The following is a 15,752-nucleotide window of genomic DNA, read 5'->3' on the forward strand; positions in this document are numbered from 1 at the left end:
GCTAATCAATGAGCTTATCAGTGGCCAAAGTCTTTTCGCGCTCAAGTCAGCTTTCCTACGACGCGCTTGATTTCTTTCGTTTGTGATATCTCTTAGTCCGCCTAGACGAGCGCCAGACGCTTTTTTTCAGCTAGAGCAGCTTTTGTCCGCAGGCTTATGAAATCTCTTTCCTGTTCAGCTAAAGCGGCATAAATATGGAGTTGAAACTTGTCGGCATGCGGCATAGCTGCGACTTTGAATTCAAGCATATTGTCTTCCATTAATCTTGCGATAAACGACACTTTACGGCTCAACCGATCAAGCTTTGACACCAGTAATGTGGCTCCTTGGTCTCTACAGTTCTGTATTGCCTCTGTAAGAGTCTCTCGTTCTGATACGCTACCGCTATGTATATCGGTATACTCTTCAAGGATTTGAGCGTTCTCAGGACTGTTTTGAATGAAGAGTTTGATATCCCGTCGTTGGGCTTCGAGGCCTAAACCTGATCTACCTTGCTCTTTTGTGCTCACGCGATAGTAGGCGATGTACTTTTTCATCAATACTCCTTTGCAGTGTAAAAAACAACAACGGTGGTTGTGTGTTTTACAGTGTAAGCAAAATCGCTTTAAAAAGCGGGCATTTTGTTTGGTTTTGTTACTTCATTGAATTTTGTCTTTGTGGTAGGTTTCGCTCCTGTTAAAGAAGAGTGAAAGATGAAAAATATTCCGTTTAATAAGTTGGTGGCTCCTGAGCGTGAATACATTGCTTACGAGCTTTCACCTTCCTGTTCAGGGCTGATAGGCATATATCAACCGCTCAAGAAGAATTATCGAATTGAGCTGCAATACATGGAAGCATGGGAGAGTAGACAGGGGGTATCAGACGAACGAGAATTGATGTCATACCTTGAAGTTCTCAATTCAAAAATAGATGTCGAAGCACTTCAACAGAAGACCGGCGTACTTGATTATGTCGACTCATCGGATAGCAAAAAATGTTCGCTCACCCAAAACGATTTCTTACCTTTAAGTTCCAGCCTCGTAGAAAAAATTGTAGAGGGTAAAGCTAAAGGTTGTCCTGAATGTCTCGAAATTCTACTTGGGTCTAGCCAAGGGGTTAATGTCTTTTTATGTACACATTACGCTTTAGAGCTGAATATAAATGACTTATACGTTTCTCGCGCAGAATATGACGCTGCTTTTGCGTTGCTCGTTAAGCGATACAAGGAATGCGTGAAACCGATATCAAATTCTTACGTTAGATTAAAAAATCGGAAAAAACACAGTTTAGACTTATCGCCCGTGCTGTCTGCTGCTCTCACTTTCACTCTGCGGCATGGTCGTCTGCCAAGAAGAATAAACAGTAACTTAACTGATGAACCGATTTTATGGTCTCTAATGGTCGATGAATTCGGGGCTTTTAAGAACGGTAACGAAGAGGTAATTGACTTTGATGGGGCTCGCATTCGGTATGATGATGTATGGAGAGTCTATAGACAAACAGAGAGTAAGTATTTAGTGCAAGAGATTGGCAACTATATGAATTAATTGACTTTGTGGGTTTTGAGATGTTCTGAATAAACTCTACCTTGGTGCCGATGGCTGTTTTAGCCTTTTGTTTCAAAATGATTCAAAGAGGAATGAAATGGCTAACAACAATCTTCAACTTCCCCTGTTTCTTACACGAAAACAGGTAATTGCTTTAACGAGCTTAAGTCGATCGACCTTATACCGTCTGGAGAGAGACTCCTTATTTCCTAAGTCATTTAAGATGAGTAAGCGCCGCGTTGGATATATGCGCGACGAAGTGCTGAAATGGCTTACTGAAAAGAGAGGGTAATATGAGATATTTCCCCGGTTTTTTCCTGTTTTCCCCCTCAATAGAGCCACTTCCCAACTCTTATGCTTGTGTATTATCAACTATAAGAAGGGGGCGCGTTTAAATGCAAAAAATGTCGTCTCTTAGTGTCGGAGAGAAACTCTACAGGCTAGAACAGGCCTACGATTCAGTATTGTCCCTAATCAATGGCGCACACCTTACACCATTATATGGTACTTATTACCGTAGTGAAGAGAGTATTGTGTATGGCAAGATGGGTTTTGCAGAGTTTAAAAAGTTTAAAGAACTCTCCTTTAACAGAACTTTGTTTAGAAAGAAGATGAGGGGAGAGCCGTCTAACCCAAAACGTGGAAGCCTGAGTACGTTGAGAACCATTCCATGTGAAAGCTTCAAGTCGGCTAATAAGTTTTACTACAAGTATGACGAAGAATTAACACTAACGTTTGAGGAAATGCACGAGTCAGTGGAAACAGGAAACTCAGTACTAGTCCACATCGTTATTAATTTTGACGAAAAGACAAGTGTAAAAGTTCAACAAAGTGCTGAACGCTTCAAGCAGTTCAAGAGCCAAATCTCGAGGCTCACAAGAAGGGCGCTGGGTGATCGTACACGCGGTTTTTTTGTGATAGAGAGGTGTGGTAAAGAATTCGAGATAAAAGGCGATAGTAAGACATACAGTGCGCTTCATGCGCACATGCTTCTCGAATGTAGTGCAAGTTTATCTAAGCAAGATATAAGAGGCCTTTTAAAAAAACAATTTCGTAGTTCAATGAGAAAGATAGATACGGCTATGAGCGTTTCATTCGAATTTAAAGCAAAATGTATTGAAACTACGGGCAAAGTTAGAAAATATAAAAAGATTGACTTAGGTCTCGCAGACTACTTGGCTAAGCGTCTAAATTTTCCGATTGTGGAAGGATGTGAAAACAAATCAAAGATTGGTCCGAAACTGCTGCATTATAGGGTTAGGCGAGAATGGAGATATAGGCAGTATAAGGCATTGGAAGCTGAGTTTAAGAAATTAAGCTTTCACATTGTTGACGTTCCGGTTGGGTTCGATTTTGAAGCTCACCTGATTGAGACAATCAATGCGGTAAAGCGACCCCCAGAGTTAATAAAGCCATCTAGGGAACATCAAGCCAGATTGACCTAAAGGTGCATTCATACTAACTTGGGACAAAGTCCATATTACGAAAGGACTCTAAATATGTACACGGAAGTAAGATTCTATCTCGCTAACAGCCTTACTCCGGAAGTTGTTACAAATGCTAAATATGTCGTCTACGGTCATGAATGTGCAGCAGGGTGTTACATTGGCTACTCCAAATACCCCGCTAGACGCTGACAGGAGCATATCAGGAGAGCCCCTGCGAAAACCGATAGGAATTGTAACAACAGCTTTAAAAGTGCAGTAAGAGGCGTTATGCAGGGCTCTAAGCGTTTCATTATGACGGTTGCTTCGACTTAAAAAGTCGCCTATATAAAGAAGCCGCGGTCATTCAATTCTATGAGTTAAAGTTAAACACTAGAGAAACAAGCCCCTCTAGAGAGTATAGCTATCCGTTTTGGGCATTAAGTAGTTCCGTAGTGTTCTCTTACGTAATGAAACCAAAAGTCAGATAGACAGAGCTAAACGTGAAGAGTGATTAGGGTAGGGTGACAGTGGAAGCAATAATCTTTAAAGAAGGTGACAAGAAACGTCTTAAAACGTTAAAAGCAGAGCCTTTCGAAAGAGTCATGAACATATCTTGTCACAAAGCGTCTCTCGAAGAGTTTCCCCAACGGTACGGTTGTTAAGTTGAAAGTTGCCCTTGCCGGTGGGCGAAAACGAGGAGCATATTTAAAAGCAGCCCGCACTGCCTCAATCAGTCGGGTAAGGTAAACGAAGTCCTAGGTATAAGCCTGTTCGTTGGTATCTATGCTTTCTTAAAAAAAGCTGTCTTCATAAACAACCCTTATACTTAGGCTTTAGTGCGGAACAACCGTTTTTTCTCGTAACGAAACCAAATATCAGTTTCGCTTGACTGCCTGAAAGCTTTTCAACGTATCGTCGCGGCTTTCGTAGGAGTGCGCAAAGTGGCGCTAGAAATACACAAAAGCTTTTGAATGAGGCGCAGACGCAGTGTATCAAATTCTATCTACAATATGCGCCCATGCGATTAGCTGAATCGTTTCGATGCGATTAATTCGGAATTATAAAGCGATAGTGATAGCGAGTTCTGTTAATTTGATTTGCGGTGTCACGTTTCTTCAATATCAATATGCACGTTACACCGCACTGCAACTTTTATTCGGTTCGAACGGGTATTATCGACACTTGCCATTGAATAGAAATATTGTCATTCTTTTGACTAAATAGACAAGTATATTCAAAACTTGACAAGTCTACGTCGAAAACAACGGATCGTATTTTAATCATGGCGTCATCTGATAACGGAAAAAAATGGTCGATAGACGGGCTTAAAGAACGCCTGCAAAATTTGTGTGAAAAAGACAACCTATGGCCTTCAGTCTTAGGTGCAAGATTAGCGTTACGTGCATTCCCATTGATTGGAGATGAAGGGCATTTCAAATTCTGGATAGAAGTTGAAAGTAAACAAGCCGAATCTAAACAACGAGCTAAAAGACTGATAAACGATGAAGAAAAAAAGGATAGTTCTCCCCAGTATCAAGACGACCGTGCTCGATTTTTATTGACTAGCTTTTTCGCTAGTCATTTTAATTTGCAGGCAGTTAGCTTACCTATTAAGAAGCAACAAGTAGAAAATCTCGCGGCTAGAGCCGCCAGAACATCTAAAGAAGCAGCTGAGGCAGCAAGCGGCTATTACCGACCCGCTTACGTTTCTAACATTGCTTACGCAAGCGGCGACGCCAGAGCCGTTTTAAGAGTTATCCCTAATCCCACTAGAGCAGCCTCGAAGGTTTTAGATGCTACATTCAAAGATGTCTTCGAAGTCTTCAGTTTTAAAATGGTAATCAACTCTGGCGAAAACACTATAGATGAAAAAGTCGCAGGCTACTCCGTTCCCACTGACGACACTAGGACCGAAGATATCTTCATTTTCACCTCAATTATCAGTGAACTCATGGCGGATTTGGATGCAGCTGAAAGTTCTGTCTCGATTCAAAGTGTTTCAAAAAGCCCACTATGGTCAATGGGCGTGCCGGGTGCACTAGAGGCTATCAAAGAGAATAAATTTCGTCCTGCTGTGGAAGCTCTTATCCGTGAAATATCCCATTCGAGTCCAGAAACTGCGAAAGCGCTGGTACAAATGCTATTTCTTTATGAGGAGGTTGAGACTGGCAGCGTAACTATGGTTAGAGACAATACGTTCGTAAAAACCGTGTATCAGGCAGTCAGTAAATTAACTGCAGAAGATGTTAATGCCAATAGGGACACTTTAAATCGAGGTGCACTAATAAAAGGACTGGCAAGTATTTTGTGTAATGAAGAGCATATTCATCCGCTTACTATAGGTTTAATGGGACATTGGGGGAGTGGCAAAACTCAGCTGTTGGAATTGCTAAAGAAAGAGCTTAAGTCTCGCGACTCTCAACAACCCTTTTTGTTTGGCGAATTTAACGCTTGGACCTATGAACACGCCAAAAGTAGTCAGGCGGCAATGGTGCACGAGGTGATTTTAGCGCTTACAAGTTGTGATAAGTTAGAACCTGTTGGAGATGCGCATACTTTTAATGCAAGGTTTACGAAATCGACTTTGACCCTCCTTCGACAAATGTTTTGGAAAATAACCGGCCGTGCGCGACTTGTATTTGGCTTTGCTGTTAAAAAGCACTTAACCAAAGTGTTGCAGTCAATCGGCTGGTTTGTGCTGTTCGTGATAGCGTCATTATGGCTGGCGTCGAATGGCCTTAGCCAAAATCAGCTACCTGATTTTTCCAAGCCGCTTACCAGCGGTGCATTGATAGCAATTTTAGTAAGCATGTGGCAGCTACCAAAACAATTGCGGGATTTAATTTCCCAGCCTATGACCAAAGAATTCTTGACCTATATTAAGTTGCCGAACTACGCATCGCATATCGGTGAAATAACTGAAATGCAAAAAGATATTCGTTTAATGGCAAAGCTACGCCTTGGATTCGTGGAAGAGTCGTGTCAGGAACATGTGAGAAAGGTGACGAATCCACGACGTTTATTATTTGTAGTGGATGACCTAGACCGCTGCAGCCCAAAGGGTATTGTAAGAACTTTTGAGGCGATACGTTTAGTACTAAATATACCCCACGTAACAGTTATTGTGGCAGTAGATCAACGCATTGCGTTGGCGGCTTTGGCGCTACATTACAAAGATATTGAGCTGTATCATACGCTCCAGGACGCTCGCGCAATCGCACGTGATTATCTGGCAAAAATGATTCAACTGCCTATTGTGCTGAGTGATGGCGACGATGATTCATTAACCGACTTTTTGAGTGACATATGGTTAGAAAAAGGCAATGACAAACGAAGTTGGTTAACTCATCTATCTGAAAGTGAAGAGCAAAAAGAGCAAGAGGTTAGCCCCCCGGTCTCAACGGCAGGAGAAACAGGTAGAGCTCCTACCACGCCGAAAGAGGAGAAACAGGATGTAGATTCATCTATCGATAGTAAGGGAATGACCGAAGGTGAAGTAGCTACATTTATTCTAGAAGGAGAGTCTAAGTTGACGTCCTATAAATCGCAGATTTTTCCGGGCTTGTGTGATTCTCAAAAAGCTGCGCTTTACTACTGGGCGACTCACTTTGGTTTGCGTAATGCCAGACAGTTGAAGAGGTTGGACAACAGTTACAACCTGCTTCGTCTTGTAACGGACAAGGAAGACAAGACTGTATTAACACAAACGGTAGACGGCATAGATAGACAACATGTAAAGTTCAGCTATGGCTATCTGGTTGCTCTGATGACCTTAGAATTTATTAATAGCATTGAAATGACCACATTACGTGAAAACGCTTCACGATTTCTCCGTCAAGGCGAGGTTGGGAAATTGGAAGGCATGGCCAATCAACAACACAAATCTACATTGATAGCTGCGCGTGTTGTGATTCAGCATGCTGCCGAAAAACTCTACCCACGAACTCGTGATAAGCTACATTTTGATAAACTGTTGAGCTATGTCGAAAGCTTCGTGCTACCCGCTATCGATGGCTTTGATATCGACACAGAAACTGCTTCAAGTAGTTAGTCTAAAAGCGTTGAGATGGCTCAACACTTTAACTATACACAAAGTCTTAGATATAAGGTTTTAGGTGCCGTGGGTACGGCTTTAAAAAGATTCGACGGTTTCAAAGAATCCTTATAGTAAGTCCATAATAAGAGCGTTATATGAATCGCTATCCGGTCATCACAAGGCAGAACCGCTTTAATCGCGCTGTAAGCTTGAATGCGGCGAGTACGGTAAGTCAAAGTGGGTCATTGTATCGCAGAGCGTAGAAAGCGCTCTTGTAGGCGCACACGTCAAATTGGCAAAGGGTAGGCAGCATGGAATGCATATTTAATGTTAGAGAGCAGCTTGAAAAGATATGGGCATTATCAGAATCTTGTTCTGTTAGTGGCACTAGAAGAAACCGTTTAGTTTCTTCAATGCTTTTCGTGTCACTAAATCACTGCGATGCAATTCAACTACTTTCGCAAAAGAAGAATTATTCATCTTCGTATGCTTTGTTACGCCCTCTGTTTGAAACAACCTTTAGAGCAATATGGTTACATCGCTGCGCAACCGATGAGCAAGTTGCTAAATGCATAGAAACGGATAAGTGGAAGAGTGCATGGGATTTGATTCGAGAAATCGAGTCTCATACTGGTAACCCCCCTATATTCTCAAAAATGTGGGATGAGCTACGACATTTTATGCATAGCTTCACTCACGGGGGGATTCAGAATGCCGCTAGGCAAATTGGAGATGAAAATTATATTACCCCGAATTTAAGCGATGATGAGGTATTCCAATTAATGCAAAAAGTAGGCTTGTTTTCTTTGACCATTCTAGGTGAACTTATCGACTTGGCAGAAAAAGAAGAGCTTGTCCCGATGTTTGAGGAGCTTGGTCTCACCTTGCAAGCGTGGGCCATAAACAAGTATTGACTAAATAGCTCCTTTGACTCATTAATTCTAGTTGCTGAAGTATAGCCGTAAGCTTTTGTTGTGATAGGGTAATGCTATCTTTCACAAGACGTAAATGTTGCTCATTTATCTCAGCGTCGAAAGCGGATATTGTGATAGTAAGGACTAAATCGATTTCGTCCAATGCGTTGATGAGGTCCAGTTTTTCCATAATAATCTCCCTATGTTTAATTGAGAGAGATTAGCCGTTTGCGGCTGAAGGTGAAACTGGACCTATGACTAGTTTTTATGCTTTACGACGCTCTCGAAACTTTTTGTAGGACACTGCGCTCCAATCAACACCGAAGTCGATAGCATCAATATAAGCTTTTATAAATAAACCGCTGTAACTGCCGTGATTGTACGTTTGAGTTCTAACACTGTCGTCACTATGACCCGTGATATAAAAGCTCTCATTTCGCCGCAGAGGCTGTCCTTCGATAGTGGTTTTATCTAATAGCGAAGTGAATGTGTGCCTGAATGAATGAAATGCAAGCGGGGTGTTTTTATCGTTTCGCTTCGGGATGCCGGCATACTTAACAAAGGCTTCGTTGTACCATTTAGATATTGTGTTACCCAAACCCTTAGTATCGCTCAGGTTTAGGTCGCAAAAGAGTAAGCCAGACTTTCTTTTTCCTATAAACTCAAGTACGCCAGCGTCTAATATGGCATCCGCAACAGGTATCTTACGCGAGGAGTCCTTAGTCTTTTTTGATTTCGAAAATTGGCTTTTCTTCAGTTCATCTGATTTCCATTCGTCATTAACAGAGAACACCAATACAGCATCTTCATAACAAACGTCTTGCACCTCTAAAGAGGCAATCTCTGAAATTCTCATGCCTGTGTGAAGCGCAATCAACGGTGCCCAGAAATGATATGATTTAGGGGCTTCTCTATTTCTTAACGTGTTGCCGTATATATAGCTCGAAAAGATCTTGGATATATGCGCAGTTTCATACATTGCTCTTTTCTCTACAAACTTAGCGCCTTTGGGTTTAGCTATTTCAAGGTGCTTTGAGAAATCGAGAGAGACATAGTGCCGTTCGTGTAACCATTTGATAAACATTCGAATGTCGGAGAAGTGCTTCTCTAGGCCACCCGCTCCTAAAACAGTTTCACCGTGGCTTACAGATAAGTCTAGCCACCATTTTGCCACTGATTCTGCATCGATTGTCGTGACCTCTTTCCTCCGTTTACCAGCATTTTTGGGGAGCTTAGTCATGACATTTACATAATGCTGTATCAATTTGCCGTCGATTTGAGCTGAAGGGCATTCAAAATTAATAATCTCAGCAAACCGCACAAGGTTAGACAAAGCTTGCGTAGCCGTCCTTGTGCCCCAACTTTTTTGTTTAAAATTAAAGTAGTCGTCTACAAGCTCACCAATAGGATGGCTCTCTATGTTTGCAGGTGAGGCTGTCGTTGAATGATTCGTCAGAGAGGTAACTAGTGCTCTTTCTCTTGACTCTGAAATGCTCAGCTTGCGTTTTAGAGCCATAAGCTGCGATTCAGTTAAATCCAGAGATTCAAACGTTGCGTCTAGATAGTTGTCCAGTTTACGATAACGAACCTGTGACATTAAATTTGAGATAGAAGGGTCTTTTTCTGTCTCTACGATTCGGGCTACTAACTCTCTAATCGTTCGTTTCACTTCAAAAACGTTAGGTGCTTCAGACACGTTCAACCTTAGACTGTCGCTGTAATTACAAAGAACTCTATAAACTTCGGGCATGACTGTGCTGTAATGCTGAAGTGCAATACGTGGCTCTTTGGTTCGCAATGATATCAAAAGTTGGCGATACGTGTTTTTAGGCTTAGATTAAAGTTCAAAGCGTAAACAGTAAACGCCATGCTTGTTTCTATAGAGGTAGCGGGTTTTCATTTCGAGACACCTTATCGTGACACTACGCTAACTCTGCACAAATAAAAAAGGCGCAAGTTATTGTTTTATAATAACTTACGCCTCTGAATTGGTGGAGCTGGCGGGATTTGAACCCGCGTCCAGAAAATGTCTACCTTTGGTACTACATGCTTAGTTTGTCTTTTCTTTAACTACTTTAGACCCCGACAAACAGGGTTCTTGGTAGCTGTCCTAATACTATTTCGCGGTTCAACCTTAGGAAAGTTTCCCTCGCTAGTTTGCTTATATGACCTTCCAAACCCACGCTAGCAAACTAAGCTGTGGTGGAAGGGCCTATACCGGTTATTAAGCGGCTAGTGCGTAGTTTTCGTCGTTTGCGACTATTTAAAGCGGCTTTTTTAAGAGGCCAGCCGCACCTCTGCATGCACCTCCGGCTTCCTAGATCCTGTCGAATCCTAATCAGCCCCGAGTGTGAGTGCGAAGTATAACATAACTCAGTGAACGTTAAACGTTTCTTTTATAAATTGCTTTCAAAAGATGCATTTATAATCAATTACCTTTAAAATGCGAGCCATTCAAATCCAGCTGTGTTGTGCATGTCTTCAAACTCTATTCTATATTCACCTTATACATTGCCCTGTGGTATTACGGTTAGAAATCGCGTAGTTAAAGCGGCAATGGAAGAAAATATGTCAAGCAAGGGGTGTGTGCCTGGCGAGTCTCTTTACTCCCTGTATCGCTATTGGGCTCATGGTGATCTAGGTATGGTCATCACCGGAAATGTGATGGTAGACAAAGAGGCCATGACAGGGCCCGGCGGCGTAGTGCTAGAAAAAGACACAGAGCTTGCAGCGTTTCAAAAGTGGGCAAAAATTATAAAGTCCAACGGCGCGCTTGCCGTAATGCAAATAAACCATCCTGGCCGTCAGGTGTTTAAAGCCATGCAGGGTAAAGCGATTGCTCCATCGGCTATTCCTTTGGATATGGGTAAGCACTCCAAGCTTTTCGCTGAGCCAAGAGAAATGACCTGCCAAGATATTCACGACGTATGCAAGCGCTTCGTTGAGACCGCGAGGCAAGCTGAAAAAGCAGGGTTCGATGGTGTTGAGGTTCACGCTGCTCATGGTTATTTGCTCACTCAGTTTCTCTCACCACTAACCAATCAGCGTCAAGATGAGTGGGGTGGTTCAATTATTAATAGAGCACGGCTACTCATTAATATCGTGAGTCAGATACGTGCGGTATGTGCGAAAGACTTCATCGTTATGGTGAAGTTGAATTCAGCTGATTTCCAAAAAAATGGGTTTACTTTTGACGATGCCTGCGAAGTGGTAAACCGATTAGAGGCGTTGGGTGTCGATGTTGTTGAACTTTCAGGGGGAAGCTATGAAGCACCCGCAATGCAGGGGCAGACCAGAGACAATACCACTCTTGCCAGAGAAGCCTACTTTTTAGAGTTTGCGCACGCGTTAGAGAGTAAGACGGGTATACCGTTAATGACAACCGGTGGCATTAAACGCGCCGAAATAGCTGAGCGAGTTGTGCAAGAAGGATGTGAGCTTGTTGGTTTAGCGAGTGCACTTGCTGTTACGCCTAATTTGGCGAAAAAATGGCAACAGGAATGGACATATTCCGGCATTATCCCGCACTGCACATGGAAAGATAAATCTTTGGCGAGTCTTGCGAACATGGCCACTGTAAGAAGACAGCTTCGTCGCCTTGGAAACAACCTCACTACACTGCGAAGCCCATCTCCGCTGTGGAGTTTAGTTTTAGACTTACTGCACCGTAAGAAAATGACTAAGCGGGATGTGGCTTTTAGAACGTCTCAGTAAAACCGGCACTTAGTAGCACGACTGATAGAACATTTGATAAGTCGGCTTTAAAGGCGTTTTATAGCGGGGAATGCACAGCGTTACACGCTGTGCTTCATCATTCTTTCTTTCTGGCGCTGCCAATCTTTGTCTTTCAGTGTATCTCGCTTGTCGTGTGCGTGCTTACCTTTCGCTAGGTGAATTTCTAGCTTAACCCAGCACTTCTTCCAATACATAGACGTAGCCACAATCGAGTAACCCTGCCTATCACGGGCTCCCATTAAACGGTCAATCTCTCGTTTTTTAAGCAGCAGTTTACGTGCCCGTTCGGGAGCGGCAATAACGTGGGTCGATGCCTGAGTTAACGGACTTATTCTACACCCAACAAGATAGGCTTCTGCGTTTTGGATAATGATATACGCATCGGTAATGTTGACTTTACCAGACCGAATACTCTTAATTTCCCAGCCTTGAAGCTCTAAACCAGCTTCAAACTTGTCTTCTAAGAAATAATCATGACGCGCTTTCTTGTTCTGCGCGATGTTTCCGGTGGTATTTTTGTTTGCTTTATTCTTTTTCATGGGCGCTATTATACTGATAGTGTGAATAAATGTCTTTAAATGTGTCTTACAAATTTGGGCGTGTATCGTTTTATATTCGCTGAAAAACATCAACTGCTAACAGATTATTCATGCACAAATGTGGTTTCAGATCTAAAAAGATGAAAAATAACTGTGATATAATTTTGCGATTAGAAATTGTATTAGTGAAGTAGATGCCAAGTATTCATAGAAGTGCACTTGTAGCTCATAGTGCAGAGGCCATGTTTAACTTAGTGAATGATGTTGAGTCGTATCCAAAGTTTTTACCAGGTTGTGCAGACAGTAAAGTTCTGAACAATACAGACAAAGCGATGAGCGCCTCGCTATTAGTCTCAAAAGCAGGAATTAAACAGTGGTTTACCACCGAAAACGTATTGTATCCAAGCGAGCGAATTGAAATGCAGCTCGTTGATGGTCCTTTTCGTTCTCTATCGGGCGGTTGGACATTTTCAGCGCTATCTGATGAAGCGTGTAAAATAGAACTTAACTTGCACTTTGAGTTTGCCAATAAGCTAGCGGAAATGGCCTTCGGAAAAGTGTTTAATAGTTTGGCGTCGAGTATGGTGACCGCGTTTACTGAAAGAGCAAAGAGTGTGTACGCATGAGTAGCGAGCTGATTACCGTTGAGGTAGCCTACGCGCTGCCTACTAAGCAGTCTCTCGTTAGCATTGCCATCGATAAAAACGCGACTGTGGAAGAAGCTATACAGGCCTCTAACCTTCTACACGAGTATCCCGATATTGATTTATCAAAAACTAAGGTAGGTGTGTGGAGTCGAGTGGTCCGGCTTAAAGATACACTTATAGATGGCGACAGAATAGAGATTTATCGCGGATTAATTGCCGACCCTAAAGAAATAAGAAAACGTCGAGCGGAGAAAGCGAAAGAAGAGGGTAGAGCCGACAAAGTGACTGGCGGCAAGGTCAACCCTCTCAAAGCGAAGTAAACGTACTACACAGTTTTATCGGAGATGCTTCCTAGTTCCAAAAATGGAGAAGCGTCGATATTTTCTGCATCCATCATGGTGGCTATGCGTTGCATCGTTGCCACCATCTGACTTTGTTCCCATTCCTTAAGCTGAGAGAACCGCTCAACGAAATGTTCTTGCAAGGGTCGAGGTGCGTCTTTAACCGCTTCTTTACCGCGGTCAGTAAGAAACACGCCTACCTTACGTTTGTCTTTGGTGCTTCTAATTCGTGTGGCGAGATCGCGAGACTCAAGCCGGTCCAAAATATTAGTAATAGTTGCAGGGCTCAAATTAATGTTCTCCGCAATTTCGCGAACCATAATTCCTGGCTGCTCTTCTATATTTTGCATAACGAGCAATTGCGGGCCAGTTAGGCCCACGTGCTTACTAAGCTGTTTGCTGCGCAAGTCTACAGCGCGGATAACGCGCCGTAGTGCAACGAGCAATTCTTCTTCTTTTCGCATAATTTTTCCAACAAATGCGTAACGTGTGTTACTTAAGCAAATGAATAAAGTGCTGGTGCTTGTGATAATGATCTATCACATCATTAATTACCGATAACTTCGACCAACCCATAATGTCGTAGTTTTGACCGCCTTCACTCAAGTGAACTTCGGCGCGATAATACGTCTTTTGTTCGCCTTCGTCCATTTGCTCTGATGGTGCGAACTCAGGCTGGTCAGTCGGAGTAGGGTATACCGCATAGATAAAGTCGGGATCTGTACCCATAGTAACGGTGAGAATAAAGGCTTCATCAGTTTCTTCAACGTTCACTTCGAAGTTCTGTTCTTCAAATTCTTTACCCACTTCAATCATTGCGGGCAGCGCTACTTTTCTCATAAAGCGAAGCACAGCGTCTTCATCAGGGAACGATACGATGTTCTCTAAACGACCTTTCCAATTTTTGTCAGCGTCGCTGTGCTGGGGTGTACCCGCAAGCACTTGTAAGCTTTCGCGTTTGTAGCCTTCCACGCGCAGCGCTTTTAGTAAGCCAAACATCGCAATAAGCAATACAATAGCAAACGGCAAGGCTGCGGCAATGGTCATAGTTTGCAATGCGCCAAGTCCTCCTGCGTATAGCAGTATAGCACTCACCACGCCTACACCTACGGCCCAATAAATTCGTTGCCATACTGGTGTGTCGTTGCGTCCGTGTGAACACAACATATCGACAACCATGGCGCCAGAGTCACAAGAGGTAACGAAGAAAACGATAACCATGAGTACTGCGATGAAGCTAAGTACGCTTGAGTATGGAAATTGTTCTAAAAATACAAATAGTGCTACGGCGGTATCTTCATTAACCATATTGGCAAGCACGTCTTGTCCCTGCACGAGTACTTGGTCAATGGCACTGTTTCCAAACACGGTCATCCAAAATAACGTGAATACCGATGGAATGAGCAACACGCCAAGTATAAATTCTCTGATTGTTCTACCGTAAGAAATACGAGCGATGAATAGGCCAACAAACGGTGCCCATGCTAACCACCAACCCCAGTAGAAAATTGTCCATCCACCAATCCAGTCGGTTTTGTCGTAGGCGAATAGGTTAAAAGTGTTTCTAACAATATCAGCAAGGTAAGCGCCGGTGTTCTGCATAAAAGCCTGCAACAAGAAAACCGTAGGGCCTAAAATTAGCACGATCAGTAAAAGTGCTATGGCCAGTACCATGTTCGTTTCTGACAGCCTTCTTATGCCCTTATCTAGCCCTGTGGTTACTGAAATAACAGCAAGACCGACTACGCAAGCCATAATGATTATCTGCACGCCAGTACCCGATGGCATGCCAAATAAGTAATTGAAACCAGCGTTAACTTGGGAAGCACCAAGGCCGAGAGAGGTTGCAATACCAAAAACCGTAGATGTTACTGCAAAGATATCGACTACATGACCAGGCCACCCATAAATTCTTTCACCAATAAGTGGGTAAAGCGCAGACCGAAGAGTTAGCGGGAGATTTTGTCTGTAAGAGAAATAGCCCAATATGAGCGCGACAATCGCATAGATGGCCCACGCATGAATACCCCAATGGAAAAAGGTGGTTTTCATTGCCTCTCTTACAGCGTCTATTGTACCAGCTTCAGCTGTAGGGGGAGCTAAAAAGTGCATTAACGGTTCTGAAACGCCAAAGAACATTAGCCCAATGCCCATTCCAGCAGCAAACAACATACTTAACCATGTTGGAAAGCTGAATTCAGGTGAAGCGTGGTCAGGGCCTAGCTTTATCTCACCATAGCGAGACATGCCAAGATAAACGACAAACACCACCACGAAGGCAACTGCAAGCACGTAAAACCAGCTGCCGTTGGTCACAATAGCGCTTTGAACAGACTTAAAAAGTGAGTCAGCTAGGTTCGGTAACAGCGCCGCGAAGCACAGCAAGCAAATGATGATGGCAGATGATGTATAAAACACTGGTTTATTTAAGGGAGACTTGTTTTCATTTTCTATCACGCAGAAAAAATCCTTCCACTTTTTGTTCGATCACAACTATTACCGCCAAATATACCGTAAACGCTCGTTTTTATAAACATGAGTTTAAATAATTAGCTTTGAAGTTACCAATAAGAAGAGTTCTCATGTA

At 42.9% G+C, this 15,752-nt stretch carries 13 protein-coding genes and 1 other RNA gene; 8 read left to right on the forward strand and 6 right to left on the reverse strand.

What is annotated here, in order from left to right; all coding sequences use genetic code 11:
* Window positions 1-101: 101 nt before the first annotated feature.
* The gene (locus V7R39_RS06230) at window positions 102-536 is read right to left on the reverse strand and encodes a recombinase family protein (RefSeq protein ID WP_334029392.1); all 435 of its coding nucleotides are present in this window, start codon (window positions 534-536) and stop codon (window positions 102-104) included.
* Window positions 537-692: 156 nt separating this feature from the next.
* Here V7R39_RS06230 and V7R39_RS06235 point away from each other — a divergent pair, with 156 nt between their 5' ends.
* The 5 genes from V7R39_RS06235 (at window position 693) to V7R39_RS06250 (ending at window position 7,903) form a co-directional block, all read left to right on the forward strand.
* On the forward strand, window positions 693-1,526 hold the full coding sequence (locus V7R39_RS06235) for a hypothetical protein (RefSeq protein ID WP_334029394.1): 834 nt from the start codon (window positions 693-695) through the stop codon (window positions 1,524-1,526).
* Between the two features lie 97 nt (window positions 1,527-1,623).
* A complete protein-coding gene (locus tag V7R39_RS17810) occupies window positions 1,624-1,818 on the forward strand; it encodes a helix-turn-helix transcriptional regulator (protein WP_438823517.1) in 195 nt (64 codons plus the stop codon).
* Between the two features lie 103 nt (window positions 1,819-1,921).
* A complete protein-coding gene (locus V7R39_RS06240) occupies window positions 1,922-2,971 on the forward strand; it encodes a hypothetical protein (RefSeq protein ID WP_334029397.1) in 1,050 nt (349 codons plus the stop codon).
* 1,264 nt (window positions 2,972-4,235) lie between these two features.
* Entirely contained in the window at window positions 4,236-7,004 is a 2,769-nt protein-coding gene (locus tag V7R39_RS06245) for a KAP family P-loop NTPase fold protein (RefSeq protein WP_334029400.1), read from the forward strand.
* 296 nt (window positions 7,005-7,300) lie between these two features.
* Entirely contained in the window at window positions 7,301-7,903 is a 603-nt protein-coding gene (locus tag V7R39_RS06250) for a DUF6988 family protein (protein ID WP_334029402.1), read from the forward strand.
* A gap of 265 nt (window positions 7,904-8,168) precedes the next feature.
* Here V7R39_RS06250 and V7R39_RS06255 read toward each other — a convergent pair whose 3' ends face one another.
* Both V7R39_RS06255 and ssrA read right to left on the reverse strand, forming a co-directional pair.
* Complete coding sequence (locus V7R39_RS06255) at window positions 8,169-9,599, reverse strand: tyrosine-type recombinase/integrase (RefSeq protein ID WP_334029404.1); 1,431 nt, start codon at window positions 9,597-9,599, stop codon at window positions 8,169-8,171.
* Window positions 9,600-9,892: 293 nt separating this feature from the next.
* Window positions 9,893-10,249, reverse strand: a transfer-messenger RNA (tmRNA) gene (gene ssrA, locus V7R39_RS06260).
* A 129-nt stretch (window positions 10,250-10,378) separates the two neighbouring features.
* Here ssrA and V7R39_RS06265 point away from each other — a divergent pair.
* A complete protein-coding gene (locus tag V7R39_RS06265) occupies window positions 10,379-11,617 on the forward strand; it encodes an NADH:flavin oxidoreductase/NADH oxidase family protein (protein ID WP_334029406.1) in 1,239 nt (412 codons plus the stop codon).
* 80 nt (window positions 11,618-11,697) lie between these two features.
* Here the strand turns inward: V7R39_RS06265 and smpB are convergent, their stop codons facing one another.
* A complete protein-coding gene (gene smpB / locus V7R39_RS06270; protein ID WP_032096540.1) occupies window positions 11,698-12,177 on the reverse strand; it encodes an SsrA-binding protein SmpB in 480 nt (159 codons plus the stop codon).
* Window positions 12,178-12,371: 194 nt separating this feature from the next.
* On the opposite strand from smpB, the gene V7R39_RS06275 reads away from it, so the two are divergent.
* Entirely contained in the window at window positions 12,372-12,803 is a 432-nt protein-coding gene (locus V7R39_RS06275; protein WP_334029410.1) for a type II toxin-antitoxin system RatA family toxin, read from the forward strand.
* Window positions 12,800-13,144: an RnfH family protein gene (locus V7R39_RS06280; RefSeq protein ID WP_269519588.1), complete on the forward strand. Its 345-nt coding sequence runs from the start codon at window positions 12,800-12,802 to the stop codon at window positions 13,142-13,144. The genes V7R39_RS06275 and V7R39_RS06280 overlap by 4 nt, the downstream gene beginning before the upstream one ends.
* Window positions 13,145-13,149: 5 nt before the next feature.
* Here the strand turns inward: V7R39_RS06280 and V7R39_RS06285 are convergent, their stop codons facing one another.
* Window positions 13,150-13,629, reverse strand: coding sequence for a MarR family winged helix-turn-helix transcriptional regulator (locus tag V7R39_RS06285; protein WP_163107091.1), 480 nt, complete (start codon window positions 13,627-13,629; stop codon window positions 13,150-13,152).
* Window positions 13,630-13,657: 28 nt separating this feature from the next.
* Entirely contained in the window at window positions 13,658-15,622 is a 1,965-nt protein-coding gene (locus tag V7R39_RS06290; RefSeq protein WP_334029414.1) for a BCCT family transporter, read from the reverse strand.
* Between the last annotated feature and the right edge of the window lie 130 nt (window positions 15,623-15,752).

This window comes from Alteromonas sp. P256 (genome assembly GCF_036864455.1).
Taxonomy (GTDB): Bacteria; Pseudomonadota; Gammaproteobacteria; order Enterobacterales; family Alteromonadaceae; genus Alteromonas.

Excerpts from the sequence above, each read along its gene's own strand:
- V7R39_RS06235 (WP_334029394.1), top strand. The coding sequence starts at position 693 with ATGAAAAATATTCCGTTTAATAAGTTGGTGGCTCCTGAGCGTGAATAC.
- V7R39_RS06240 (WP_334029397.1), top strand. The coding sequence starts at position 1,922 with ATGCAAAAAATGTCGTCTCTTAGTGTCGGAGAGAAACTCTACAGGCTA.
- V7R39_RS06245 (WP_334029400.1), top strand. The coding sequence starts at position 4,236 with ATGGCGTCATCTGATAACGGAAAAAAATGGTCGATAGACGGGCTTAAA.
- V7R39_RS06230 (WP_334029392.1), bottom strand. The coding sequence starts at position 536 with ATGAAAAAGTACATCGCCTACTATCGCGTGAGCACAAAAGAGCAAGGT.
- V7R39_RS06250 (WP_334029402.1), top strand. The coding sequence starts at position 7,301 with ATGGAATGCATATTTAATGTTAGAGAGCAGCTTGAAAAGATATGGGCA.
- smpB (WP_032096540.1), bottom strand. The coding sequence starts at position 12,177 with ATGAAAAAGAATAAAGCAAACAAAAATACCACCGGAAACATCGCGCAG.
- V7R39_RS06285 (WP_163107091.1), bottom strand. The coding sequence starts at position 13,629 with ATGCGAAAAGAAGAAGAATTGCTCGTTGCACTACGGCGCGTTATCCGC.
- V7R39_RS06275 (WP_334029410.1), top strand. The coding sequence starts at position 12,372 with ATGCCAAGTATTCATAGAAGTGCACTTGTAGCTCATAGTGCAGAGGCC.
- V7R39_RS06280 (WP_269519588.1), top strand. The coding sequence starts at position 12,800 with ATGAGTAGCGAGCTGATTACCGTTGAGGTAGCCTACGCGCTGCCTACT.
- V7R39_RS06265 (WP_334029406.1), top strand. The coding sequence starts at position 10,379 with ATGTCTTCAAACTCTATTCTATATTCACCTTATACATTGCCCTGTGGT.
- V7R39_RS17810 (WP_438823517.1), top strand. The coding sequence starts at position 1,624 with ATGGCTAACAACAATCTTCAACTTCCCCTGTTTCTTACACGAAAACAG.